The sequence below is a fragment of the Bradyrhizobium sp. dw_78 genome, from assembly GCF_018449525.1.
Taxonomy (GTDB): domain Bacteria; phylum Pseudomonadota; class Alphaproteobacteria; order Rhizobiales; family Xanthobacteraceae; genus Bradyrhizobium.
In genome coordinates, this window is record NZ_JAAVUS010000011.1 from 50763 (window position 1) to 76168 (window position 25406).

The following is a 25406-nucleotide window of genomic DNA, read 5'->3' on the forward strand; positions in this document are numbered from 1 at the left end:
GCCCGTTAGATCGATACTGCCGGCTGCGAGCGGTTCGGGCGCTCTGCCATCGACAGGTACGCGCATCACACAGACGGCAAAGAGCTGCGCCGTGATGCCCAGGCACGTTTTATGGATCTCGCACGATGCGCGCTACGGGCGGCCAAACGAGCCAGGCGGTTCCAACTCAAATATTTTCGCCATCGAATTTTCCGGTCGGGTGCTTGCGGAGGGAGCCATCCCGCTACGGGGCCGACGTGAACGTCGATCCCGTAAGCATATTGCTGCTGATTATAAGGCGCGCCGCGGTATAAGATGGCCTCGCAAGTCCCGGCGAGTTTGCGATATATGCCATTGTCGGTCGCACAGCTAAACAGTAGCGCCGCGCAAAACTGCTTCCCATCCGCCTTTGCGACTACCGTGACGTACAGCGCCTGCTCATCTGGTTCTCCAACCTCAACACTCCAGCCCGCGTCTCGGATGGGGCGAACCAGTTCCTTGATGCAGTCGTTGGACAACATCGCCTTGCGCAGAAGCGCGCCATTATCCGTCGGCATCTCGGGCACAAGGCGGCCGTGTTTCTGGTAGCGCTTCTGTTCGATCATTTTGAGGCTCATTCGTGCGTTACCCTGGAGCAAGGCTTGCTGCCAGAGCAGCTTACTGTCCTCGTTCATCTCCGGGAAAAAGAACGACACAAGGTGGGACTCGTCATGCCACGATTCAATGAGGGCCAAAGTCGCCAGAGCGACCACAAGACGGCTGAAATTCGCTGATTGCTGCCAGTCGGAATGCGTGCCGTGCGCAAACATATGGCGATTGAGCCATGTTACTCCGTCATATTCTCCGGTCTTGCGGAAGAAGGATTTCTGTAACCAGCGTCGATAAGTTTCAAAGGTGAAGACACGTTCATCCTGACCAAAAAGATAATCCCCGCTCAGATAATCCTGCGGCACCCACATCTTTTCATAGTGTGCCTGCGCGGCAGTTTCGACGGCACGATTGATCACACGGTCGACTTTTGCGGATACGGGAAGCTCGTCTCCTGCGCCGGAAACGATTCGAGTCAGGCTTCCTTCAATCGCCGGAATAAGAGCTGAGATGCTGGCCGCGCGGTACCCGCTATAAAAAGCGAGATATGCCTCACGCGCCAGGGCGCAAACATCCTTCAGGCTTCGCGTGGCGGGAAGGATTTGCGCGACGCAAACGGCCTGGAACGACAGGATATACAACGTGGATGTATGATAGTTGAACATTTCTATGGCCTGCTGCTTCGAGCGGCCTTGGGCGGAGATCAGGATTTTATCGGAGGCTCCCCTTGAAACCCACAACGGGGAAAACCATTCCATCTTCTCCCATAACGCCGCTTTCGCCTCGGCCTTTTGCCGCCGCAGCTCCCAGCCCGGATCGCCTTGCGCGGGAATTTTCGGGAAACAGGCTTTGACTTCCCCGACGGTCAGAACTATGGCCGGTGTCTTCGCAAAGGCTCCGACATCGCGCTCCTCCACAAGCGTCACGTCAAGGCCGCGTTCTCCAGCCCAGAGTTGAATATCTTCAGGCTTGAGCGCAGCAAGCGACGGCGCGTTCAGGGCGCGATACCAAATGGCTTTGAAGTGGTCCTCTAGATTCGACATTTTTTTCGCCGCAATAGTTTTTCTTCCGCCATCGTCTGCACCTCTACAGGGTACTTAGATCGTCCGGTACGTCGCCGAACTTCTTGATGATCGTTGCATCGCCAAAATCGCCGGTGGCGGGATCTCCAGTTCGGCTGAAGGCCATGGCTCCCACATGTCCCGGTTTGCGCGATAGTGCTTCCGCGCGCATCACGACCGCGACCGGGTTGAAGCATTCTGTCGGCTCGCCGGCCGCAATGCCGTCGTCGGCAGCGACAAAGGGCAGCGCCACGAAGTAGGTTACTTCCGTCATGGTTCGCTCCTAGCCGGAATAGGTATGAAATCTTCCCCGCACAAAGGCGTGGGAGACGGCTTTCATCAATTCGTCAACCTCGGTCTCCAGATATTCGTTCGCGACAATCAACGCGCGGATCGTCGAACGCATGTCGCCGTCGCATGCCTCGATGGCCTGATCCACGGCAGCCTCCAGTCCGTCCGCGTCCTGTGTGTTCGGTAGCGAGCCAGACGACATGACGCTGTTCCAGGTTGACCGGTCACGCCCTGTGTTCCTATTTTGTTCTCATGAAGTCAACCCGTCGTTTTAAGCCGCCCTGGACGCTGATCCGGGAAAATTCCGAGTGCTACACCGTTCAGGACGCCAACGGTGTGACGGTGGCCTGGCTGTATTGCCGCGACGATTCACAGCGTTACAGTTTCGGTGCCGGCGAGTTCACATCGGAGGAGGCGCGCCGGATCGGAAAGGCCATCAGCCGGATTCCCGAATTCATGACCCAGCGGCAGGGCTTTCACCAGCGTGGGGGAGGGCCGCGCTGGTGCGCCGATCGGCCCTATCATGTCGCGCTGGAGGACACCTACATTCGCGCCCACTGGGACGAAATTGACGCGCTCTGCAAGCTCAATAGCCTGCCGTTCAATTCGACCGGCGAGACCATCCAGAACGAAGGCGTATGGAAGGTCTATGAGTTCACCTGGCAAATGGATGCCATCCTGTTTTGGGATCGCTTCGAGGGTCGCTGGCTGCGCGGCAGCGAGTTTCACTATCCCGAGCGACCTGCAAATTTGCCGTCCTTGAAACCGCTCCAGAGTTGGCCGAAATTCAAGCCGCGAAATACGCGGTAGCAGATCGCAGGTCTACGATGTGCAATCTCTATTCGATTACGACCAATCAGGCGGCCATCGTCGCGCTGTTTCGCGTGCCGAACCGCTATGTCGGCAATCTGCCGCCGATGCCCGGCGTGCTTCCGGTTTACCCGACGCCGGTCGTGCGCAACGCGGCCGCTCGCTATTCTTAGCAATCGGTCCAGGTCCGTCGTGAGTCAATCGCGTCAGTTTGCCGGTGCGCCGGTCACGTCCGGTCTTACCTTATGAACGACGACGGCAGCATCGATCGGCATGTCTCAAAGGTGCCAGAGGTGGACCTCGCTTGAATCGCTGGACACGACGGAGGGCCTGCCCCAGTAGCAGGCTCGGCTATATTTCGATCATACCAAACAGCCGACGAGCCATAATGGCGAGGACTCTACCCTACGTAGCTGCTATAGTTTACAGAAAATCTATAGCTGGTTTCGGAGCCCACAATGCCAGAGCAGTCCTTTTTCGAAACGGAAGCTCTTTTGACTCTTTTGAACGCTGCGTCGTCGCGCCTGGGAATTTCGGCTTCTGATCTGCAAAACATTACAGATGAGATTTCGGACCAGGACGCCACCCGGCTGAACGGCGAATTGGTCGAAATACTTAAGTTACTCCCCTCGACCGCAATAGAAATGGAGGAGGAATTGCCTCCGCCAGGGATCGATCAGTCCAGGCTGTCGTTTCGAATTTGGCGACAGACCAACTCAGACCGTCAACCGAACAAGATGTTGTTTATCCGAGTGAAGGACGCCGCTCCAACTGTCGGCATAGGCCTTGTCGGCCTCGTCCTTGCGCTTGCTACGCTGTCACCCTCTGCTATCACATCGGGAATGTCGACCGTGAAGGGCGTTTACGACAACTTTGTAAAGTTGAAGAGCCCGGAAGACGACGACGCAATGAGCATCTATGACGCGCTATTAAAATGCGCGGCTACAATCACCGTTGAGACTGAACAGCCCTCTGTTTCAGGCGTAAAAGCCGCCGAACTTGCCGACTTTGGCGGTCCAAGTGGGGATCGAGCCGCAAAGGCACTTAAACGACTGAAGGATTTGAGCCTCGCGGAAGTAGCTGCCTGGGGCGATTCAGGTGGGGATCTCGCGCATCCCGATAATCTTTGGCGTCTCAGAGCTTGACCATGTCGAGGGCAAGAGCGTTTATCGGCCGAATTTTTGCGAAAATCATAAGGTCGGCAAAGGCGGTACCGGGTAAAGAGCCGTCCGCGGAGCCGTTGCGGCTAAATGAAATCAAGTGGCAAAGAAATTCTTTGGGATTGTCCCAGCGCTCCGGCACTGTGTACGGCTCATATTCGCACAGGTATCTGTCCGTCAGCGCCGTAAGCATGGGAGAAATCGAATCTGAACAACAGCTCGAAGAGCTGCTAGCAGAGAGCCAAGGCGCCTCGCTGCTAGATTTGGCGATGCGCCACACCGTGATCTTTCACGAATATCGTCACTTTCACGACTGTTTCGGAACCAGCGCCGGAATCTTTTCGTTTCTCAACTATGTGCAGTGTCTCGAGGCGTTCCTGGACGTTTGCAGGAGGTTACGTGAGGAAGGCGTCGAGTTCAGATTCCCGTTCGGCGAATGGATTCAGCAAAGAGACTGCCCGGCTTATGTCAAAGAGTTTTATCGGCAGCTCGCCTTCGGTACGTTCTACCGTTTAATCTTTGATGGTACGTGCGAATTACCACCACAGAGGGGCGAGGACGGTGAATCTTGGCGCGACTTTTTGATCCGATTCGGCCCAGAAAGCATTCACATTCCGGCCTTTCCGCTAACGTTTGGAGTGCAGGATCCTGGTGAGCCGGAGGGACTTAGTCCTGTCGTGCATTGGGTCCCTCTGGGTTTTAACGTCTTGATCGAGGGTAATGCACAAGCCTTGCAAAGACGCCTGCTGGTATCCAGCTTCTCCGAAGCTGCGGACCGTGAGCTGGAAATTGCCCAAACGTTGCACGTATCGCATCACCCCATCGACGAAAAACTGGATCACTTGGACATCACGTCCAATATCGTCGAACCGTACCGGATTACAGACCTGCTTCTCTCCAAGTATTTGAGAAAGTACCACGAAAAGCTCGAAAAGTTTCCGCGCCGCTGGATCACTCATCTGACAGACTTAGCTCTGATGGCCTCTCCCATGGAAAGCTTTGGGGAAAAGTCAAGGAGCATGCCTCCCGGTGGAAGGTTCGTGCAGATGATCGAACTCACAAAATGGCCAGACTCCGCCGAAGACTCTCCGCAATTCCCGTCGGGGTTTTCCCGCGACGATTTGATAGCTATTCGAGATAGTATACGCGACTGCGGCGGTCCGGAAGAGATAACCGGACAGTCAGTTTTCTCGCCCGTAGAATATATAGCGCGCTATGTACGCCAACATATCATAGCGCCTATCCTGGATCTCAGAATTCAATATGGGAACGAGATCTTTAGCGATTTTGATTTGTATCTTTCGAAGTTCTCGGAGTTTCCCACTGCGCCGATGGTGACCATCGGCGCTAAAACCCGTGCGTCTGGCGACACTCCGCCGGAGTTTTTTAATTGGTGGACACGCTTCGTCATGATCGGTGAGGTGGCCGAGCAAATCTGGTCTGGGCGTCGCATTATCTGTTGTCCGCGAGCGTACCCTACAGTCGAAGGTATAGCGGGGTTCGATTTCGCCGCCGAACCGGGATGTGAAACCAATCTTGCTGCCAAGATTTGTGGCACTTGGGACAAAAAGAGGACACAGGCACTGCCAGACTGCTACTTCGGATTTCTGATGAAAGGGCTCTTTGGTCGTAGCGACACTCCGCGAGAATAGTCGGCCTTCAATTCGAGAATGTGTTGCCCCTAAGGAATGTCTGTCGAGGGTCAAAGACGTCTTGATGGCCCCAAAAAAGCAGCGGCTACCGTGCTCAGCTTTGCGATTTTGGCTGACTATTTTCCGAAACAGCTCGCCGGGCGGGCTAACGGAGCGCTGAATCTGTTCCACATCGCCGCAGCGTTTGCGGTGCAGTACATAACCGGTGTCGTGCTTCAGCATTGGACGCCTGAAGCCGGGCATTATCCCGAAATCGCTTATCAGACAGCCTTTGCTCTCAACCTCGTCCTCCAGATCGTGGCATGGATCTGGTTTGCGCGGCCGTGGGCCTTTCTTCGACATCCGACGACATGCCGCGGATAACGGTCTCCTCTAGGCCTTGCCGGACTTGCTTTCCCAGGCGGAGGGGACGCTGGCGCCGGTGGCGTGGTCGATGATGAACAGCCAGTTCCCGTCAGGCTGGCGGCGCGCGATCTCGATCGCACTGCCCGTCAGCGTGATTTTGCCTTCGTGACGGAAGCGGTAGTCGGCGCGCGCCAGAGCGATATCGCCATTGACGCCGACGAAATTGACCTTGGTTTCGATGGCGCCGGGCACGTTCGCCAGACCCGCGAGGCTCTTGCGGATCGCTTCATGCCCAATCACCGGGCTGGGGCCGTCGAACAGGACCGCATCCGGCTCATACAGCGAGACCCAGGCGTCGACGTTGCGGCCCTCGTTGAAAATCCTGGCGAATGTCGCATTGGTCTGGCTGGGATCAGTGATCTTGTAAGCTTTGGACATCAGTGGCTCTTGGTTGGGAGACCCAGCAGCCCGGTTTCCCCGCTGATCGGGAAAGGCATTGCAACGGCCGCTGCCTGATGACGCGCCGCGGATCGTTACGCGCGGCGCCGACAAAGAAGACCGTGCGGCCTCGTGAAAAAGCCACACCACTTCATCCGCGCCAGCGCAATCGTTTCACCAAGTTATCAGAGGAGCGCGGCGAAGCCAGGCGTCATCGGTCAATTGCTTGACGACGAACTTCGCGACGTCGCGGCGAGCCACGGTCCCGCCATGGACCCGGGATAGATCGGTTTGCGCATGCACCGACCCCTTGGCGGGCTTGTCGTTCAGGATTGTCGGCCGGACCAGCACCCAGTCGAGATCACTGCCGCGGACGACATCTTCCTGGCGGTTCTTGTCCTGGTAGACCTTCCTCAGCAGCAACGGCAGAAACAATCTGTCGTAAAGAAAGCCGCCGTGACCGCGGCTGTCGCCGGCCCCCACGCCCGTGATGCACACCAGGCGGCGTACCTTCCGGTCGTCCATCGCTTTCACGAGCGCGCGTGTTGCCGCCGAAAGAAGGGTGACTTCGCGGAAGGGACTCATGGGTGTACCCAAGGAGCTGATCACGCCGGAACAACCCTCGAGCGCGCGCAAGAGGGCCTGCTCGTCGCGGGCGTCGCCCTCAACGAGGTCGGCCCCGGCAAGATGGGTCGCCTTCGCCTTGGATCGCACCAGCGCCGTGACCGAGTGGCCCTGCAGGGCCGCTTCACGCACAATCTCGCGACCGGTGCCACCCGTTGCTCCCAGAATCAGGACTCGCATATCGACAGCTCTGCCATGAAGAACGCCTCCTGCTTGGAGTAGTGGGTGGTTGTCATCTCGCTGCCTCCGGAGCGTTCGCCGGTTCAGGCCGCCTTTGCGGTCTTGAGCGTTGGGTAGACGGTGTAGCCCTTCGGCCCCACGCCGTAGAAGCTCGACGGATCAGGCTTGTTGAGCGGCGCGTCGGTTCGGAGGCGCTCCACCACGTCGAAACGAGCCCCCGCGAATTTGCCGCCGGCGCCGACCGCTAGGATGGTTTCGCTCATCTATTTTGTCCTCGCGCGCAACGAAACATTTGTCGCCGCTCTTGTGGCAAACCCTCTAATCGCTTCTATCCGCCTGCGAAGGTGGCGTGAGTAACCGATACTGTCGTCCCCTTGGGACCGCTCATGGTGACGACCTGAGAATCGAGTTGCTTTGCAAGGGCTTTGACAATACCCGTTCCCAACCCGGTTTTCGGTTGGGCAAAAACGCCATCTGGCTTGCCCATTCCGTTGTCGGCGACCGAAAGCTTCCAGTCGGTCCCGGACACGTCGTATGCAACGGTAATCTGCCCGTCTTTCGTTTTTTCGTCGAAAGCATGCTTCAGCGCGTTTATGACCAGTTCGGTGACGATCAATCCCAGACTCTCGGCGTTGACGCAGGTCGAAAGTCCGCCCTTGCCGAGCACCTTCAAAGAAATTGAAGCGCTGTCACCAATCATTGAATGCGTGAGTGCGCCGCAGAGCGTGGTTAGATAGGGCAGCATTTCCATCGTCCCAAGGCCGGCTGCAGCGTGAAGATGTCGCTGCACGGCTGCAACCGATATGACCCTGTTGTGGGCGTCCTGCAGATGACGTCGTGTCTCCTCGGACTCCACGGATTTTGCCTTCAACATGATGATGCTGGCGATGATCTGGAGACTGTTGGCAACGCGGTGCTCGAGTTCATCGAGCAGCACATCCTTTTGTCGCAGCAACTCGTCCTTGTCGCGCTCCAGCGTACGTTGGACGGTAATATCCTCAACGCTGAGCAAGATATTCTTGTGCGCTTTCTCATAAAGAACGATGCAGGCATTCAACAGCAGGATGCGTTTTCCGATGCGAGGAAATTCATGCTCGACTTCATAATCATCCATCGTACCGTGGTCCGGTATGATTTTTTCCAGCAATGTTCGAAGCTTTGGAATGTCCCACTCGCCGGCGCCCAACGCGTAAAGATGCTTGCCCCGGGAATCGTCGGGATTGGTTGCGAACTTCACATAAAAGGATCGGCTCGCTGCGATGACCCGCAGGTCCTTGTCGAGAACGATGAGAGGTTCACGGACGGTGTCCACCATGGCCTGCGCAAGGGCACAGGCATCTTCGACTTCACTGAATTGCTTTTTGAACACGAACGGCCTTTCCCTCGGAGCGCGCGACACCGGGATAGCGAGGCGTAGACCGGGGTATGGAGAGGATACAGACCAACGGCCAGATCGAGACTTAGGTCCGTGTTGTAGCTGGATTATAAAGTGAGCAATATTGATCACCAACCTCGGGAGTGAGTGGCAAATCGCTCGCAATGTCGTCGACCGACTGATAGTCGGGTGCAGGCCAAGCCATGCGGTCTTTTGCGAAGTTTTTGCGACGCCGGAACAGAGAACAGTCGTCAGAGCTTGCTTCTGAAATCCGTTGAGGACACCGCATGCTCGTTTCCATTTCGCAGGGTTCGGCCCGCAGCATTGGCGATTCTGTCGGGTTGTTTCCTGCTGGTGCTGATCTTCGAATTCTCCAACGGCTTTCACGACACGGCCAACGCGGTCGCCACGGTGATCTATACCAACTCGCCGAAGCCGACCTACGCCGTTATATGGTCCGGATTGATGAATTTTCTCGGCGTGATCCTCGGTGGCATCGCCGTCGCCTACGCGCTGGTGGAGCTGATTCCGGCCGAAGTGCTGTCGCCGCCGGACGGCGAGGTCGCGGCGGGCATGCTGGTGGCGCTGTTCACCTCGGCGCTCCTGTGGAACGTCGGCACCTGGCGGCTGGGAATTCCCAATTCCAGTTCGCACGCCTTGATCGGATCGCTGATCGGAATCGCCATCGAGACCGCGCTGACGCATGGACGCGGGTTGCACGACGGCGTCGACTGGCAACAGGTCTGGAGCGTGCTGGGTTCGCTGCTGCTGTCGCCGATATTGGGCTTCGGCCTGGCGCTGCTGCTGTTCAAGCTGCTTAGCAAGGTGATCCACGACAAGCATCTTTACGAGCCCCCCGAGGGCGACAAGCCGCCGGTGTGGTGGATGCGCGGCCTCTTGGTCCTGACCTGCACCGGGGTGTCATTCGCGCATGGCACCAATGACGGGCAAAAGAGCATCGGCCTCATCATGCTGACGATCATCGGCCTGTTGCCGGCGTCCTATGCGCTGAACATGAATATCACGGCGCAGCAGATCGCCGGCGTCGCGCAGGCCATGCCGGCCGCCTCGAGCCTGATCGAGCGTTACGGCAGCGAGCAAAAGCAGGGCGGCCTCGAGGGCGTCCACGCCCTCGGCGATCGCTTCGGCCGCATCAAGTCGGCTGACGACATCCCGGAGAAAGAGCGGTCGGCGGTGCGCAACGATCTCAACCGCGTGCTGGAGCAGTTGAAGAACGCAGGCGAGGCCAAGGGCATCTCGGACGCCGACGAGAAGCAGGCCAAATCGATCCACGACGAGCTGATGAGATCGGTCGAATATGCACCGTGGTGGGTGCGCGTGTTGAGCGCGCTTTGCCTCGGGGCCGGCACCATGGTCGGCTACAAGCGGATCGTGAAAACGCTGGGCGAGGGGCTGGGCAACTCGCATCTGGTGCCAGCGCAGGGCGCGTCCGCCGAACTGGTCGCCGCCGGGCTGATCGGCTTTGCCGGTTTCTCCGGCTATCCCGTCAGCACCACGCATGTGGTCACCGGCGGCATCGCCGGAACCATGGTGGCGTCGGGCGCCGGCGTCCAGAGCGCCACGCTGTGGCAAATCGGGGCTGCGTGGCTGTTGACCCTTCCCGGTACGATTGCGATTTCAGGAGGGCTCTTTTATCTGCTGTCTTGAGCAAATGACGTGGCTTCCCCCCGATTTCGAAGCGGCAACGATAAGATCCGTCATCAAGATTGGATGCGTCGTCGGACCCTGAATGATTGGCAGGTCAATGCCGATCGGATTCTGAATCCGGCGATCCAGCCGCTTGAAGCAGATTCCTCCCATCGATGGCGGCTGTGACCACCGGGCTTAAAATTGTCGGCCTCAGGCCTTGCCGGATTCGGCCTCCCAAGCGGAGGGGACACTGGCACCGGTGGCGTGGTCGATGATGAACAGCCAGTTCCCGTCAGGCTGGCGGCGCGCGACTTCGATCGCGCTGCCCGTCAGCGTGATCTTGCCTTCGTGACGGAAACGGTAGTCGGCGCGCACCAAAGCGATGTCGCCATTGACGCCCACGAAATTGACCTTGGTTTCGATGGCGCCGGGCACGTTCGTCAGACCGGCGAGGCTCTTGCGGATCGCTTCATGCCCGATCACCGGGTTGGGGCCATCGAACAGCACCGCATCCGGCTCATAGAGCGAGACCCAGGCGTCGACGTTGCGGCCCTCGTTGAAAATCTTGGCGAATGTCGCATTGGTCTGGCTGGGATCGGTGATCTTGTAAGCTTTGGGCATCGGTGGCTCCTGGTTGGGTGACCCAGCAGCCCGGTTTCCCCGATGATCGGGAGTTTGGGGCTTTATCTGGAGTGATCACTCCCGTATAGTCTCGATCAGATGTTGGATGTCAAGGTTTTGTGGAGTGATCACACCAGAAAAAGCATGGGTGCGGCGTGGCAGCGGGCGGCGGCACGCCTTTGACCGCCAGACCGTGGTCGAAGAGGCCATGAAGCTGTTCTGGGAGCGCGGCTACGAGGGGACGTCCTTTGTCGACCTGATCGCGGCCATGGGGATCAGCGCCTCGACCTTCTACAATTCATTCGGCAGCAAGGAGCAGCTCTTCATCGAGGCGGTCCACCACTACATCACCGGCCCGGGGGGCGAGCGGGTGACGAAGATTTTCTCTGCTCCCCATGATACCTGCACAGCCTTCGAGTTGCTGCTTGAGGCGGCGGCCTTCGATTTCACCAATTCGAATTACCCTGCCGGATGCATGATCTCGCTGGCCGGCACCCATGTCCCGCCAGACCAGCGCTCGGTTCGCGATGCGATGGTCAAGTTCCGAGCCAATTTCGAGCACATGCTGAAGGATCGCTTGCGACGGGGCGTGGAAGCCGGCGACCTGGCGCCGGATACGGATGTGACCGAATTGGCCAGCTTCTTCGGAACCGTATTCCGCGGCATGGCGGTGCAGGCGCGCGACGGCAAGTCGAGGAAGCATCTCCGGGGATTGGCGAAGATCGCCATGCGGGCGTGGCCCGCGTAGAGCAAAGCCTTGCATGCATAAAGATTAGGTAAGGCGTCCACGGTTTTTCACCGCCGCATTCCGCGCGCCGATATCGACGCGCTGGACGAATGACGGCGAATTGTCGCCTGTGCGGGGACGGGGTGGGCATTGTCGCCAGCGCGCCGATTAGTCATTGGCTTCCGGTTGGGCTAGGCGGTCAGGGTTTGTGGTGGAGGAAGGCTGAAGTTGCCGCTAGCAGCGTCATGCGACGATGCGCAAACCGCTATCGGACAGCATCTTTTCGACCTCGGATGCCGGTCGCGGCGGATTGAAAAGATAGCCCTGGACCTCGTTGCATCCTTCCGATCGAAGAAGAGCCAATTGTTCGCTGGTCTCGACCCCTTCCGCGGTCGTCAGGATACCCAGACTCTTCCCAAGGCCCGTGACGGCCCGCACGATGGCGGCGGAGTCTTCGCGGGTGGCGAGCTCGTTCACGAACGAACGGTCGATCTTGATCTTGTCGAACGGAAAACTGCGCAAATAGCTCAGGCTTGAATAACCAGTTCCGAAGTCATCCATCGAGATATTGACGCCGAAGCCGCGCAGCTTGTGCAACGTGGCGAGTGTGGTCTCGGTTTCCTGCAGCAGTACCGACTCGGTGATCTCCAGTTCGAGACGGCCGGCTACCAGGCCGGAGTCGCTCAACGCCGAGACCACGGATGAGAGCAGGTGTCTGTTCTTGAATTGCGCCGGAGACAAATTCACCGCAACACGAACCGCCTGCGACCAGCTAGCCGCATCTCTGCAGGCTTTCCGAAGTACCCATTCGCCGATCGGGATAATCAATCCGGTCTCCTCCGCGAGCGGAATGAAGTCGAGCGGCGGGATGAGGCCGCGGAGCGGGTGGTGCCAGCGGACCAGGGCCTCAAAGCAGATGATGCGGTTGGACTTCAGATCATGGATCGGTTGGTAGTATACCTCGAATTCGCTTCGTTTCAGGGCCGCCCGCAAATCGATCTCCAGCAGGCGGCGGGCCTGCGCGCGGGCATCCATTCCGGCCTCGAAAAAGCGGTAGGTGCCGCGACCGTCCGACTTGGCCCGATACAATGCCAGGTCGGCGCTCTTCATGATCTGATCCGGGCCATCTCCGTCCGACGGTGCGAGCGAAATCCCGATGCTGACGCCGATCGTGAGTTGATGTGCCTGAATGACGTAGGGCGCCTCGACGGCCTCGATAAGGCGCCCGGCCAGCGATGACGCTTCCGAGGCCTGAACTTCGGCGCTGAACTGGACGATCGCGAATTCGTCGCCGCCCAGCCGGCACACCATGTCGCGCTCGCGCAGGCACGCGGACAACCGCTTGGCGACTTCCTTGAGCAGTTCGTCCCCGACGGAATGTCCCAGCGAGTCGTTGACCTCCTTGAAGCGATCGAGATCGAGACAAAGCACCGAGATGTGGTCGCTTGATCTGGCATGACGAAGCGCCAGATCCAGCTCTTCACGGAACTTGGCCCGGTTCGGAAGTCCGGTCAGCGAGTCATGGTGGGCCATGTGGGAAAGCTGGGCCTGCGCCTTGCGCCATTCGGTGATGTCCTCGACCGTTGCGACCCATCCACCACCTTGCATAGGCTGTTCCACCACCCGGATGACCCGACCCGACAAGGTTTCCATGATTTTGGTATTGGAGTTGCCCGCCTTGATGTCGGCCAGCACCCGGGCGAAAAATTCATCCGGATCTTCGGCAAATTCTCCCGCGGACTTCCGGTATTTGAACAGTTCCAGCAGAGACCGGCCCGTGATCTGGAGGCCGGATACACCCGTCATTTCGGCATATCGATTGTTGAAAAGCCTGACGTGGCCTTGGGCGTCGAACATGCAAAGGCCCTGTGACATGTTCTGCAAGGCCGTATCGAGCAAAATCTTCTGTCGCCGTAGTTCGAATTGCGACTGCCGCGAACTCAAGGCCGCCACCAGGCACATGCCGAGCACGATCGCGGCGGCGGCACCGATGATGTGCGAAAGGGAAGTCGACGATATCGAGAGAGCGTCAGCGGCCACCGTGGGGTCCGGGACGAACGTGATCGCCGCCATCGCAGTAAAATGAAGTGAAACGACGGCCATCGCCAGCAGCAGTGTCGCGAATAAGGTGTGCGCGAGGTCGTCGCTCTTCGCGGCCACCATCAAAGCCAGGGTGCCAAACGCACAGGCCAGCACCAGCGCTGCAACAACAAGATGGGTGGACCATAAGATATGTCCCGGTATCTGAAGGGCGAGCATCCCTGTGAAATGCATCGCCGCGACGCCCGCTCCTAACGTGGCGCCTCCGAGGCCAGGCGTCCATCGCGAAGGGACTTGCAGCGCGATCGCAAGACCGGCGCCGGTCACGACGGAGGCGATTAGCAGTGACACGACGGTCAGCGGGAAATCGTATCCGAACGTGGCGCCGGGATCGTAGGCAAGCATTGCAATAAAGTGCGTCGACCAGATTCCGCAGCCGCCGGCCGCGGCGTCCAGCAGCAGCCACCTCAGCCGCGCTTTCCCCGTGGTGGCCAGAGCCCTTTGAAACAGGCTGATGACGACGCCGCTCGCGAGAACACAGACGCCGGCCGCGAGCAGTACCAGGTACCAATCATGGTCTACCGCCAGGCAATGGAACACTTGGAACATTCTATGGACCGGTTGGATGGATTAGCTGTTGTTAACGCGCGTCAAATGGCATTGGCCTTAAGCGGCTGCCGTTTCTCGGACAACGTCCTTAACAAAGTACCCAGAAACAAAAGCCGCATGGACGTAGCTGCGTGGCTTTGTTGCTGTCACGTATGGCTCGCGATCCAGGCAACAAGAGATGCGCCCATAAATGGCGCCGGCGGACGGACTTGTTTGGCAACGAACAGGATCCGTGCATTCGCAAGCGCCGCGTCGGCGACGCAGCACTTGCGATTGCGGTCCGTGCTGGCGTCAGCGTCGGCGGCGGATCGCGCGGCTTTGGCCGCTTGGGGCGGCCGCGGTCGTTGTGTAGCCCATAATTTGAGAGCCATCCGGACGGCGCTCGACCTCGATTGTAAATCCGACAATTTAGGAACGATTTGGCTTTGCTCTCGTTAAATTCGATCTAACCCATCCAGAGTTTTGGCTTCCACTCTTTAAACATGCATTTGAGCGTGTCGGATGGCTAATGTTGCCAAGCAACCCAGCAATGGAGAAACCCGAATGGAATTGATTCTGATAATTGTGGTGCTCGTCCTGCTCTTCGGTGGCGGTGGATATTGGGGGCGCCGTCGAAGATATTGGTGAGCGATGACGCACTTGCACTCCGCGCCTGGCTTCCAAGCCCGTCGCGAGATTGATAGTGCCATTGCCGCCTGGAGTTCGGGATAATCGGGGTGACTCCAGTGCAGCAATGCACCATTAAGAACGTCAGCCGGCAGGTGGTAGAGTCGCAAAATCTGGCGACGGCTCTGTCGTATTACTCGCTCTTGCGTCGGCCCCTGTTATGACCCTGCACGGCGGTCGAGGGTGGCTTTAGAAACGCGTCGAAACGCTCTTTGACAATGGCATAGCACTCGCACGAGGCCTTTTCGAGGCCCGCGCGATCAAGTACCTGGATGGTGCCCCGACGATAGCTGATAAGGCCGGCCGCTTGCATCGACAGCGCCGCCAGCGTTACGGATTTCCGATTGGCACCGAGGATCTGCGACAGAAATTCATGCGTGTACGGAAGCGCTTCGCCCTCCGCCCGATCATGCATCATCAGAAGCCATCGGCACATCCGCTCTTCTGTCGTGTGCATCGCATTGCAAGCCACTGTCTGCTGGACCTGGGAAAGCAGCGTCTCCGAATAGCTCACAAATAGATCACGAACGTGCTCGCTGTTCTTGAACTCATATTGCAGCAGCTCGATCGGACAACGAACCGTGTGACCCTCGAGTTGAGCGATGCACCGGTTGAAGGAGACACGGCTGTACATGGCGGCGAAGAGACCGAAGGCTCCTTCGCGCCCGATATTGGCGGTCTCGATCGCGGCGCCATTCTCCAGAACCGTCAGCAGCGAGAGGACCGAGCCTTGCGGAAAATAAGCGTGCTTGAGAAGGCCGCCGGCATCGCAGACGATCTCACCAAGTTTGAACTCGATCGGTTGTAGATGGGGCTCTATCCGCTTGCGGCTGGCTGGCTCCAATGCGCCCAGCAATTGATTGCTTCGCAGGTCATGATCCATTTGTGCTTTTGGCATTATTTTGTGTCAATACGAACGGTTGACATAGCCCGCCGACAAAACATCGACGATGTCCAATGCTTGCTTGACTGTTTGAACGCAATTACACGGTTGGTCTGAGCAAAACAGCTCATATGTCGGGTCCGCAATGCGGACTTTACAACGGTGCCCTGGCGACAAGCGAACGCAGTTCCTCGATCATAGCTTCGGCCCGATAGGGCTTTCCGACAAAGCAGCTATTCGAAGGCAAATCCGACGGAGGCAGCTTAACCTGGCCTGATACGACGAGGATCTTTATGGATGGCCAGCGACCTCGAACCGCATGGGCTAGTTTAAGCCCATCCATGCTTCCGGGCATATTGATGTCTGTGAACAGCAAAGCAATGTCGGGGTGAGTTTCCAAAAGAGCAACCGCTTCATCCGCATCGGCAGCTTCCAACACCACAAAGCCTGCCTCCTCGGCGACTTCGACGGCAAGCATTCGCAACAGCGGTTCGTCGTCGACAATCAAGATAACGGGCAAGGAGCCGATGGGCGTCCCGGTCATCACGTCAATTCAGATCCGGGAAAAGCGGTTCCCCGGACGGGCTTTGATCAGCTTGATGGGACCAGACCTCTGCCATTCGCAGAAAGCGCGCCTTCAGATCCGCATTTGGAGTGCTGTTCGCCAGTTGTGTCAGTTCTGACGCCAGCCGCAAGCACTCCAGCTGTCGCCTATTCTCGGAATCGGGCACGAAACGCCTCCTGTCGCAGGAGTCATCGCACACCATCCCGGCTCCGGTCGGTGGTACACACCACAGAGCGGCAGCATACATTTCGGCTGCAAACAGGTCAGGTTCGCAAACGCCCATCACCTGTGAAAGTGAGCTGTTTTGCTCAGACTCTCATCGCTAAAACGGTCAAGCTTTAACCGGAGGGGCGTCGCCTGGTTCTGGAACTCATTGCTCGGCGACAGCCGTGTCCTCAGGATTCGCTATGTTGGTGTCTTTCGAAGCCGGCCGAGAGTTGTCCCAGTCTACCGCAGCCCCGCTGGTTCGAGACGAACTACCCTATCGGTTGCGACAGCAATCCCTGCTCGGCGAGTTCGGGCGCAATGCCATGCAGACACGGGACTTTCGGCAAATTCTTCAGCGCGCGACGGAACTTTGCGCCCAGGGACTGCAGGCTCGCTTCGCCAAGGTCCTGGAGTTTTTACCGGAGGAAGATCGCCTGATGGTGCGCGCAGGCGTTGGCTGGGGACCGGACACCATCGATGTCGTCTCTCTTTCCGCCGATCTTGGGTCGCCCGCTGGATACGCGTACCAGACGGGCGAGATGGTCATCTCCAACCATCTGGACGCGGAAACGCGCTTTCGGACGCCTCCGCTTTTAAAGGATAATGGCATCAGGCGCGCAATCAACGTGCTGATTGAACGGGGCGGAGAGGGCAAAGCCTTCGGCGTGCTGGAAGTCGATAGCCCTGATCCCGGCCGGTTTGATGAGGCCGATGCCGATTTTCTGACTGGCTTTGCCGGATTGCTCGGCATCGCCATCGAACGCCAGCAGGCCGACGCCAAGCTCCAGGAGGCGCTTGATCATCAAGCGTTGCTGACGCGAGAAATGAGTCATCGCGTCAAGAACAGTCTTACTTCCGTCGTTGGCCTGCTTCGAGTCCAGGCTCGCAGCTCCCAATCCGAGGACGTCCAGAACGCCCTGAAAGATGCGAGTTCGCGGGTAGCGACCATAGCCCAGGTCCATGATCATCTTTGGCGGGGGTCGCGGATCGGCTTCATCGACCTCGCAGATTTCATGAATGAGTTCTGTAAGAAGTTGCAGGGGACGACCGGAGGACACGCTCTGCACTGTCACGCCGACGCGATGTTACTTTCGGCCGACCATGCCATTCCCTTGGGGCTTCTGATCAACGAACTCGTTACCAACGCCGTCAAATATGCCTACCCAGCGGGTCCAGGCGCCATCGAGGTCTCCGCCCGCGAAATAAAAGGGCATCTGCACGTCGCAGTCTCCGACCAGGGCGTCGGCCTTCCTGACGGCTTCGACATCGATCAGCCCCGCGCCAGTCTGGGCTTCAAGGTGATAGCCGGTATGGTGCGTCAGCTTCAGGGGCATTTGACCGTCATCTCAAATGAACCAAGAGGCGCCCATTTCCTGCTCGACCTTCCGATCCTCCCCGAGCCGCAGGAATAGGACGTTCGGTCAACCCATTTGTTACCGGCAGGGTCTTCCGGGGCCCCATAGGCGTTCGATATAGTTTCTCGAAACCCTTCGCGCGTTGACTACCCGGTGGATGTCGGGACACGCACGCTCGGCCGCCTGAATTATCGTGTATTGTAGCGAACGCCAGCCGAGGGCTTTTTTCGAGCCGATCCAGGCTATGGGAACTGTTATTGTTCCTGCAGGGCTGCCAGTTATGGCATTTTAACGTTGGGTTCGCGCGTTACTGCTTGAGTTGGATTTGTTTGGTTTGGTTGGTTGCGGCGGCGTCGGTCACCACAACCAGTTTCGACGCCTCAATGCATAAGCGGGTGGCGTCTCGGAAGGTTATGCTGAATAGATCGGCTTTCGCGCCTTCCCGCAGCACATTTAGTTGGTCGGTCTCGTGAGATGTCGTCCAACAGCCGATCATGATCAGGGCGCGCGGAAGTTTGCGGCGTAGCCGTAGCGTCAGGGTTTTCACCAGCGTGGGGGAGGGCCCGTTGGCGCGCCGATCGTCGCGCGCGGCGCCGACAAAGAAGACCGCGCGGCCGCATGAGAGTGATGCGATCAATGCGGCTGTGATCACGCCATGGCTTCAAATGAATGGCAATATTGGGCGCATCCGCATTCGCGGACCAGGCTCTCGTGAACCGCGCCGCAAGAGCGTCGCGGCCATGCGGCATCGATCTTTCGCGCAGGAGCAGATCATGCCCACCGGAGCAGAAATGAAAAACCGGACCTTTATGCAGTAGCCACCTGCACAAAGGTCCGGCCTTATCTTACCTTGCCGCGATACCGAACGGCTGCAAGGACCCTTCATATCCTTTGCGAGAGGTTTTGCTTTGCATCTGGGTTGCGACCCGGAGGCTGCCATCTCTCGGTCGTGGATGCGATTACTTCTTTTTCTTTGAAGTCTTCTTTGCCACTTTCTTGGTGGCTGCCTTTGCGGTCTTCTTTGCCTTCTTCGCTTTCTTGGCCATGTCGTCCTCTGTAAAAAACTGGCTCAGTGAACATGCACACGCCGTGGATCGACATGCACAACATTGAGACGATACCACAAATGCAAAATTGATACCAACGCGTCGTGAACTCACTCTTGAGTCACTCGCCGGGGGCAGTCGGTCCCGCGTCCCGCCTTCGGCGGCGCTATGCTGACGCTCCTGCGGCTGCCCTGTTAACCGGTCTTCTCTAACCGGGGTTGAGACGTCAAGTACCAAATCTGATCCAATTACCGCATTGCCGTTCTGCCTTCTGAACCTACCGTGGTGTCAAGCTATCCGGCGATCGCGCTTCTCTTCGAGGTCGGAATCCCCGCCTCATGATGATGTTCGTGAAGAAGTGGCGGGACCATCTCGGGGACGCAGTCGTGGGGCAATGTGCTCGCGCTGCAGACCGGTTATCACCCTCGCCATTCCTCGTCCTGCCGGACTCCTTGACAGCCTCTCGGCCGTGTTCTTCTTGATCAGTGCAATCGGGTGTTAGGCTGCCGCTGCGGCCTCTGATTTCTCCCACCGGAAATCGCTGCCGTCGCACCACATACGGTGCAGGATGACGGATATCTTGCGAGCCACCGCGACCAGCGCATTTTTCATGGAACTGCGCTTGGCGATGCGGATGCCCCATGCCTTTAGCGAACACCACCGTCTAGTGTTGACCATCAATGAATGAGCGGCTTCAAGGAGGTGTTCTCGAGCAAAGGCATCGCCGCATCGGGTGATACGCCCGTTGTAATCAACCTCTCCGGACGCGTATTTGCCTGGGGTCAGTCCAAGATGGACGCCAACGTGCCGTGATTTGCGGAAGCGGCCTGGGTCATCGATGGTCGTCTTGAATGCCAATGCTGTCAGGGGGCCAACGCCAGGAACCGTCATGAACCGGCGGCAAGTAGCATCGCTGCGAACCAGGCGCCCAATCAGGCGCGTCAACACGCGTGCTTGTTCGCCAAGTATGCGCCGAGCTTCCAGCAATGGAACCACGAGGGCCTGTAAATCTCCATCATCCACGATCAGCTCGCGTACACGCTCTTCAAAGCGGCTTTGGCCGATAAGGCCCACTTTGAATCCGAAGGTTCGGAGTGCCGCCCGAATATGATTGTTGAGGTCGCGTTGCTTGTCGAGCAGGCACCGGCGACTGCCCATCAAAGCTCGGAGCTTTTGGCTGTCTTCGGATTTGATGTGAACCGCCTTAAACCACCTTGTTCGCATCATTTGCGCAAGCGCACGAGCGTCGTTGCGATCCGTCTTGACAGTTTGAGCCTGCATCACGCTCTTTGCGTGCCGGGTCTCAACACAAATGACGGATAATCCGCCTTCCGAAAGCCCCTTGTGCAGCCAGGAGGAACATTGAGCGGCTTCTAGCCCAATGCGCTGCAAAGCGAAGCGGGTATTTCTTAGCCAGGAAATTAGCGCCTCGGGTTCGGTATCCGTCACTCCTTCCCGGACGATATTTCCATCTCGATCAACGATGCAGATCGCGGTGCGCTTCAAAGACACGTCGAGTCCAGCGAAGTAATTCATCAGGATCTCCAGCTCATCTTGTTGGGCGAATCGATCCACGTATTATGCGCCCGAGAGGTCGGTGCCCGGTTACTTCATCTCGCGACCCGCGAGTGGTCTCCGCTGACGCTCCGCCCATACGCTTCTTTTTCTTATTGAAGAACTATGGGGCTCCGCCCCTCGCGCGCACCAGGGTAAAGCGCCGGCCAACGCCAGCGCCGACCCGAGCGGTATCCCCGGTCTTCCGCGCTTCGTCAGATCCTTAAATCGTCGCGGCCAGTCATGCGCTTGTGCAGACCCGCTCTTCGAGCGGCCCTTCAGGGCGGGCGATCCCCCTCCACTCGGGTCGCCCTGGCACTTGCTACCCCCGGTCTCGCCGACGGGCAGGGGTGCAGGCGCGAGGTGCGCCTCGCACCCATGCCCTCAAAAGGAGATTAATCATGTCGGCCAAGCACGTTGAAATCGTTACGGAGAGCGGGACCGAAAGTTTCATTCCGCTCCACAAGCTCAAGAAATCCCCGAACAATGCTCGCAAGACACCGCATAGCGAGGCGTCGATCGAGGCCTATGCGGCCAGCATCGCCGCCAAAGGCATCCTGCAAAATCTTGTCGTCGAGCCGGAATTTGATCCGGACGGCGTGGCGACCGGGTTTTATTTCGTCACCATCGGCGAGGGCCGCAGGCTGGCGCAGCTTCTGCGGGTCAAGCGCAAGGAGATCAAGAAGACCGAACCAATCCGCTGTGTCATCGACACCACCAACGATCCCCACGAAATCAGCCTCGACGAGAACGTCACACGCGAGAACATGCATCCGGCCGACCAGTTCGAGGCGTTCAAGAAATTGGCCGAGGAACGCGGGTTCGGCGCGGAAGAAATCGCCGCCCGGTTCGGCGTGACGCCGCATGTGGTGCGGCAGCGCCTGCGCTTGGGTGCGGTCTCGCCCAGACTGATGCAAATCTACCGCGACGGCGATCTGGCGATGGACCAGTTGATGGCCTTTGCCATCACCGAGGACCATGCCCGGCAGGAAGCCGCCTTCGAGCGGCTATCCCATAACCGCGATGCCAGCACGATCCGCCGTCTGCTGACCGAAACCAACGTTGCCGCCACGGATCGCCGCGCCATCTTTGTCGGCGCGGAAAAATATACCGAAGTGGGCGGCACGATCCTGCGCGACCTCTTCACCGAGGATCGCGGCGGCTATTTCGAGGACGCGGCGCTGCTCGATATGCTGGTCTTGGCCAAGCTGGGCCGTGAAGCCAACGCCTTGATGGAGGCGGAGGGCTGGAAATGGGCGCAGGTCTTTCTGGACTACCCACACAGCCACGGGCTGCGCCGGACCTATCCGCAGGCCGTGGACCTGTCGGAGGAAGATCAGGCCACGCTGGATGCCGCGCAGGTCGAGTTCAACAGCCTGACCGAGCAGCATGAGGGCGCCGAGGAACTGCCCGATGAGGTTGACGCGCGTTTCGGAGAGCTTGAGGCCGAGATCGAGCGGCTGGAGGCCAAGCGTCAGGCCTACGACCCCGCCGACATCGCCCGTTGCGGAGCCTTTGTCATCCTCAATCATGACGGGACGTTGCGCATCGAACGCGGCTTGATGCGGGCCGAGGACGAGAAAGCCGAGCCGGTAACGGTGAATGCGAACGGCGAAGGGGAGGGCGGCGACACCGGCGATGACGGTGGCGCAACCGGCCCGGACGGTGAACCCGGGGGTGACACCTTGGATGCAGAGGTCGAGGAGGCCGACGATCACAAGCCGCTGTCGGACATCCTGATCCGCGATCTCACCGCGCATCGTACCCTTGGGCTTCGCCTCGCCGTGAGCGAGCAGCCGGAAATCGCCATCGTTGCCGTGACCCATGCGCTATCGGCGCAAATCTTCTATCGCGGCGCGGACGCCCATGTTCTGGACATCCGCCCGGTCAGCACCGTGCTGGCCGGGCATGCCGATGGTATCGAGGATACCAAACCGGGCAAGGCTTGGGCGGATCGCCATGCCGGGTGGGCGGCGCAGATGCCGCGCGACGTGACCGATCTGTGGGCCTTTGTCGTGGCGTTGGACCATGACAGCCGCATGGCGCTGTTCGCGCATTGTGTCGCGTGGACGGTGAACGCGGTCAAATTGCCGTGGGAGGGTAAGCCCCGTAGCATGACGACAGCGAACAGGCTGGCGGAAGCGGTGTCGCTCGACATGACCGAGCATTGGAGGCCAACCGTGCGGACCTATCTCGGCCGCGTCACCAAGACGCGTATTCTTGATGCCGTGCGGGAAGCCGTCAGCATCGAGGCCGCTGACCGGATGGCCGACATGAAGAAGCAGGATATGGCTGAGACCGCCGAGCAGTTGTTGGCTGCAACCGGTTGGCTACCCGCGCCGATGCGGACGCCGCGAGTGGTCTATGAGCCCGCCGAACGACCGCAGGCGGGCGATGTGACCGAGAAGGATGATGAGGCCTATTCTGACGCAGCCGAGTGATCGGCGTAGCCGGGACCGTGTGAGCGGTCCCGGCTTGCTGTCACGCAACTGTCGGAAATCTTGGCCGCGCGCCTTCGGGCGCGCGGCCAAACGCATGATGCTCACGCCCGCGACCGGGCGCATTATCGAAAGCCAGACATTTTCCGCTGATAGGGGAAAGACGCGTTGAGGCCCACGCCCATGAATCCGGTCCGAAGGCGTGCGCCACATCAATCCAGTCGGATCAGTCGCCGTTGCGGCGCGACCAGATCAGCGCGAAGCTGGTGTCGATGCCCTGGCCTTTCACCAGCGAGGGTAGACCGTCTCGGGCGTATCGAACATCCCTGACATCGAGATTACGATCTGGACTTTACGGGTCTTCGGTAACGGGGACGCCAACCGGGCGCCGCGATGCTCATTCATGCTGCGTTGTTCACTCCGTCGCGCCCTTTGCTTTACGTTGATGCGTGAGTGCCAGTCTTTGCATGATCGGCGATGCCGTGTCCTGGCGCGGTGACGATAGCAGCAGTCACGGTGGTCTCCATCAGTCTGGTTGATGGGCGCGCCCCACGCGACCTCGAATGGACGGATCAAGCCCGAGGGACGGCTGCGCCTCGATCGCCTTCCCGCAACGGCTTCGCCGGCTTTTTTCCCCTGCCGCCAAGCAGCGGCATTCCTCGCGGAAAACAAAAAAGCCGGCTGCCGCCGTCCTCCGCTGCGCTGCGGGCCTGACGGCTGCGGGCCGATCCGCTCCCCGGGCCAAGGACCGCCATCGAGGCTGCGATGGTCGCGGCCCGACAACAGAACGGAGACCACCATGGCTACCATCGGAACCTTCACGGCGTCGGACAACGGTTACACCGGATCGGTCAAGACGCTCACGCTCAACGTCAAGGCGAAGTTCGTCGCGACCGAGAAGGATAACGACAAGGCGCCCGACTATCGCATCTTCGCCGGCACCACCGAGTTTGGCGCCGCCTGGAAGAAGACCGCGAAAGAGACCAGCCGCGAATATCTCTCGGTCAAGCTCGACGATCCGAGCTTCCCGGCCCCGATCTACGCCTCGCTGGTAAAGGGCGAGGGCGACGACAGCCACACGCTGATCTGGTCGCGCCGTAACGGCGACTGATCGAGACGGATCGACGCGCCCCGCCTCTTCGGCGGGGCGTTTTCCGCGCTTATGGCCACTGTCGCACTGAGGAAGAGGAAGACCTCCGGTCTGCTTGTTTGCAGGATGATTGCTAAGTCCGTATGTCCTTTGGCGCCCGGAGCCCAGGCGCCGCAAGTCTCCGGCATAGTCGAGCCGCCGCCGCTCATGAAGGCGCGGCGGCTCGACATCGGAGAGAGGCATGCAAAAGATTCTTTACGTTGGGCTCGACGTTCACAAAGCCAGCATTTCAGTCACTACTGCCGAGGAGGGACGGGACGGCGAAGTCCGTTTCATCGGCGCCATTCCCAACACGCCGGCGGATGTTGCCAAACTCGCCAAGAGACTGGCCAATGAGGGCCGTCGCTTGGCGTTCTGCTACGAGGCTGGTGGATGTGGGTATGGTATCTATCGACAACTCGTAGGTCTCGGCCACGGCTGCACGGTGGCGGCGCCGACACTGATTGCCCGCAAACCTGGTGAACGGATCAAGACAGACCGAAGGGATTCCCAGAAGCTCGCCCTCCAGCATCGCTTTGGCGATCTGACGTCGGTCTGGGTTCCAGATCCGGTTCACGAGGCGGTCCGCGATCTCGTCCGCGCCCGCATGGATGCCGTGATGCAGCTGATGCGGGCTCGCCAGCAATGTCTCGCCTTCCTGCTTCGCCACGGCCGGAACTACGGCCCCGGAAAGAAGAACTGGACTCTGCGTCACCGGCGCTGGCTCGCCACCCAACAGTTCGACCAGACCACCCACCAGATTGTCTTCCAGGACTATGTTGAAGCGGTGTGGTCCGCCCAGGATCGCCGCGATCAACTCGAAGCGCGTATATCGGCGATGTTGTCGGATTGGTCGATGGCACCGTTGGTTGAGGCACTGCGAACCGTCCGCGGTATTGACTTGATCTCATCGGTGATCTTCGTGGCGGCCGTGGGCGATCTCGGCCGCTTCGGGTCTCCTCGCCAACTCATGGCCTATCTCGGCTTGGTACCGTCTGAGCAATCGAGCGCCAGCCGCATCCGGCGCGGCGGTATCACTCGGGCTGGCAACGGCGAGGCTCGCCGCATGTTGGTAGAAGCCGCCTGGAGCTATCGCTATCAGCCGCGCGTCTCGTCGGGCAAGACCGACGTTGTGGAGCGCCAACCAAAACCAGTACGGGACATTGCATGGAAGGCGCAGGTTCGTCTCTGCGGCCGCTATCGCAAGCTCGCCGCCGCAGGCAAGAAGCCCACCGTGGTCGTCACCGCGATCGCCCGCGAGCTCAGCGGCTTCGTCTGGGCCATCGGTCAGACTGTGAGGTCGCCGATGCCTATGGTGTAAATCCGCCGACCTGTTCGGCCGGGGGCGGAGCGCAAGGTCAGGCAATCCTCGAGAGCCCAGTGGGCCGGTTCAATCCGATGCCCGTGCTAAGT

24 protein-coding genes and 2 pseudogenes are annotated in these 25406 nt (G+C 59.1%); 11 read left to right on the forward strand and 15 right to left on the reverse strand.

Annotated elements, in window-relative coordinates; translation table 11 throughout:
* Window positions 1–65: 65 nt before the first annotated feature.
* From HB630_RS24380 to HB630_RS24390, 3 genes are read right to left on the reverse strand one after another with little or no spacing between them, the layout of a single operon-like run.
* On the reverse strand, window positions 66–1610 hold the full coding sequence (locus HB630_RS24380) for a hypothetical protein (protein WP_213775266.1): 1545 nt from the start codon (window positions 1608–1610) through the stop codon (window positions 66–68).
* A gap of 43 nt (window positions 1611–1653) precedes the next feature.
* Window positions 1654–1902 (reverse strand): hypothetical protein, encoded by a 249-nt coding sequence (locus HB630_RS24385; protein WP_213775267.1) that lies wholly within the window; start codon window positions 1900–1902, stop codon window positions 1654–1656.
* A gap of 9 nt (window positions 1903–1911) precedes the next feature.
* Window positions 1912–2121, reverse strand: coding sequence for a hypothetical protein (locus HB630_RS24390; RefSeq protein ID WP_213775268.1), 210 nt, complete (start codon window positions 2119–2121; stop codon window positions 1912–1914).
* 50 nt (window positions 2122–2171) lie between these two features.
* On the opposite strand from HB630_RS24390, the gene HB630_RS24395 reads away from it, so the two are divergent.
* The 3 genes and pseudogenes from HB630_RS24395 to HB630_RS24405 all read left to right on the forward strand — a co-directional run bounded on the left by HB630_RS24395 (window position 2172) and on the right by HB630_RS24405 (window position 3874).
* Window positions 2172–2729, forward strand: a complete 558-nt coding sequence (locus HB630_RS24395; RefSeq protein WP_213775269.1) for a hypothetical protein — start codon at window positions 2172–2174, stop codon at window positions 2727–2729.
* A gap of 17 nt (window positions 2730–2746) precedes the next feature.
* Window positions 2747–2887, forward strand: a pseudogene (locus HB630_RS24400) (SOS response-associated peptidase); the annotation flags it as partial.
* Between the two features lie 300 nt (window positions 2888–3187).
* Window positions 3188–3874 (forward strand): hypothetical protein, encoded by a 687-nt coding sequence (locus HB630_RS24405; RefSeq protein ID WP_213775270.1) that lies wholly within the window; start codon window positions 3188–3190, stop codon window positions 3872–3874.
* Here HB630_RS24405 and HB630_RS24410 read toward each other — a convergent pair.
* Window positions 3864–4082 carry a hypothetical protein gene (locus HB630_RS24410; RefSeq protein ID WP_213775271.1) on the reverse strand — a complete coding sequence of 73 codons (219 nt, stop codon included), beginning with the start codon at window positions 4080–4082 and terminating at the stop codon, window positions 3864–3866. The genes HB630_RS24405 and HB630_RS24410 overlap by 11 nt on opposite strands.
* Between HB630_RS24410 and HB630_RS24415 the strand changes: the two genes are divergently transcribed.
* Together HB630_RS24415 and HB630_RS24420 are read left to right on the forward strand one after the other, a co-directional pair.
* Entirely contained in the window at window positions 4081–5541 is a 1461-nt protein-coding gene (locus HB630_RS24415) for a hypothetical protein (protein WP_213775272.1), read from the forward strand. The genes HB630_RS24410 and HB630_RS24415 overlap by 2 nt on opposite strands.
* Window positions 5542–5577: 36 nt before the next feature.
* Window positions 5578–5904 (forward strand): hypothetical protein, encoded by a 327-nt coding sequence (locus HB630_RS24420; RefSeq protein ID WP_213775273.1) that lies wholly within the window; start codon window positions 5578–5580, stop codon window positions 5902–5904.
* Between the two features lie 9 nt (window positions 5905–5913).
* On the opposite strand, the gene HB630_RS24425 is transcribed toward HB630_RS24420, so the two are convergent.
* The 4 genes and pseudogenes from HB630_RS24425 to HB630_RS24440 form a co-directional block, all read right to left on the reverse strand.
* Window positions 5914–6324, reverse strand: a complete 411-nt coding sequence (locus tag HB630_RS24425) for a nuclear transport factor 2 family protein (protein WP_213775274.1) — start codon at window positions 6322–6324, stop codon at window positions 5914–5916.
* Between the two features lie 174 nt (window positions 6325–6498).
* On the reverse strand, window positions 6499–7128 hold the full coding sequence (locus HB630_RS24430) for an SDR family oxidoreductase (protein WP_213775275.1): 630 nt from the start codon (window positions 7126–7128) through the stop codon (window positions 6499–6501).
* Window positions 7129–7211: 83 nt separating this feature from the next.
* Window positions 7212–7334 (reverse strand): annotated as a pseudogene (locus HB630_RS24435) (alkene reductase); the annotation flags it as partial.
* A 122-nt stretch (window positions 7335–7456) separates the two neighbouring features.
* Complete coding sequence (locus tag HB630_RS24440; protein ID WP_346656131.1) at window positions 7457–8497, reverse strand: histidine kinase dimerization/phosphoacceptor domain -containing protein; 1041 nt, start codon at window positions 8495–8497, stop codon at window positions 7457–7459.
* Between the two features lie 330 nt (window positions 8498–8827).
* On the opposite strand from HB630_RS24440, the gene HB630_RS24445 reads away from it, so the two are divergent.
* Window positions 8828–10171, forward strand: coding sequence for an inorganic phosphate transporter (locus HB630_RS24445; protein ID WP_213775277.1), 1344 nt, complete (start codon window positions 8828–8830; stop codon window positions 10169–10171).
* A 192-nt stretch (window positions 10172–10363) separates the two neighbouring features.
* Here HB630_RS24445 and HB630_RS24450 read toward each other — a convergent pair whose 3' ends face one another.
* Window positions 10364–10774, reverse strand: coding sequence for a nuclear transport factor 2 family protein (locus HB630_RS24450; RefSeq protein WP_213775278.1), 411 nt, complete (start codon window positions 10772–10774; stop codon window positions 10364–10366).
* 124 nt (window positions 10775–10898) lie between these two features.
* Here HB630_RS24450 and HB630_RS24455 point away from each other — a divergent pair, with 124 nt between their 5' ends.
* Window positions 10899–11522 carry a TetR/AcrR family transcriptional regulator gene (locus HB630_RS24455; protein WP_213775279.1) on the forward strand — a complete coding sequence of 208 codons (624 nt, stop codon included), beginning with the start codon at window positions 10899–10901 and terminating at the stop codon, window positions 11520–11522.
* Between the two features lie 222 nt (window positions 11523–11744).
* Here the strand turns inward: HB630_RS24455 and HB630_RS24460 are convergent, their stop codons facing one another.
* The 3 genes from HB630_RS24460 to HB630_RS24470 form a co-directional block, all read right to left on the reverse strand.
* Window positions 11745–14150, reverse strand: a complete 2406-nt coding sequence (locus HB630_RS24460; RefSeq protein ID WP_213775280.1) for an EAL domain-containing protein — start codon at window positions 14148–14150, stop codon at window positions 11745–11747.
* Between the two features lie 799 nt (window positions 14151–14949).
* On the reverse strand, window positions 14950–15714 hold the full coding sequence (locus HB630_RS24465) for a Crp/Fnr family transcriptional regulator (RefSeq protein WP_213775281.1): 765 nt from the start codon (window positions 15712–15714) through the stop codon (window positions 14950–14952).
* 139 nt (window positions 15715–15853) lie between these two features.
* The gene (locus HB630_RS24470; RefSeq protein ID WP_213775282.1) at window positions 15854–16243 is read right to left on the reverse strand and encodes a response regulator; all 390 of its coding nucleotides are present in this window, start codon (window positions 16241–16243) and stop codon (window positions 15854–15856) included.
* Between the two features lie 428 nt (window positions 16244–16671).
* On the opposite strand from HB630_RS24470, the gene HB630_RS24475 reads away from it, so the two are divergent.
* Window positions 16672–17883, forward strand: coding sequence for a histidine kinase dimerization/phosphoacceptor domain -containing protein (locus HB630_RS24475; RefSeq protein WP_213775283.1), 1212 nt, complete (start codon window positions 16672–16674; stop codon window positions 17881–17883).
* A 250-nt stretch (window positions 17884–18133) separates the two neighbouring features.
* Here HB630_RS24475 and HB630_RS24480 read toward each other — a convergent pair whose 3' ends face one another.
* From HB630_RS24480 to HB630_RS24490, 3 genes are all read right to left on the reverse strand, one after another.
* Window positions 18134–18478 (reverse strand): hypothetical protein, encoded by a 345-nt coding sequence (locus tag HB630_RS24480; protein ID WP_213775284.1) that lies wholly within the window; start codon window positions 18476–18478, stop codon window positions 18134–18136.
* Between the two features lie 230 nt (window positions 18479–18708).
* Window positions 18709–18906 carry a hypothetical protein gene (locus HB630_RS24485; RefSeq protein ID WP_213775285.1) on the reverse strand — a complete coding sequence of 66 codons (198 nt, stop codon included), beginning with the start codon at window positions 18904–18906 and terminating at the stop codon, window positions 18709–18711.
* A 464-nt stretch (window positions 18907–19370) separates the two neighbouring features.
* Window positions 19371–20408: an IS110 family transposase gene (locus tag HB630_RS24490; RefSeq protein ID WP_213775355.1), complete on the reverse strand. Its 1038-nt coding sequence runs from the start codon at window positions 20406–20408 to the stop codon at window positions 19371–19373.
* Window positions 20409–20827: 419 nt separating this feature from the next.
* Between HB630_RS24490 and HB630_RS24495 the strand changes: the two genes are divergently transcribed.
* From HB630_RS24495 to HB630_RS24505, 3 genes are all read left to right on the forward strand, one after another.
* A complete protein-coding gene (locus HB630_RS24495) occupies window positions 20828–22867 on the forward strand; it encodes a ParB/RepB/Spo0J family partition protein (protein ID WP_213775286.1) in 2040 nt (679 codons plus the stop codon).
* Between the two features lie 796 nt (window positions 22868–23663).
* Window positions 23664–23975, forward strand: a complete 312-nt coding sequence (locus HB630_RS24500; protein WP_213775287.1) for a DUF736 domain-containing protein — start codon at window positions 23664–23666, stop codon at window positions 23973–23975.
* 220 nt (window positions 23976–24195) lie between these two features.
* A complete protein-coding gene (locus tag HB630_RS24505) occupies window positions 24196–25314 on the forward strand; it encodes an IS110 family transposase (RefSeq protein WP_213775288.1) in 1119 nt (372 codons plus the stop codon).
* Window positions 25315–25406: the final 92 nt, after the last annotated feature.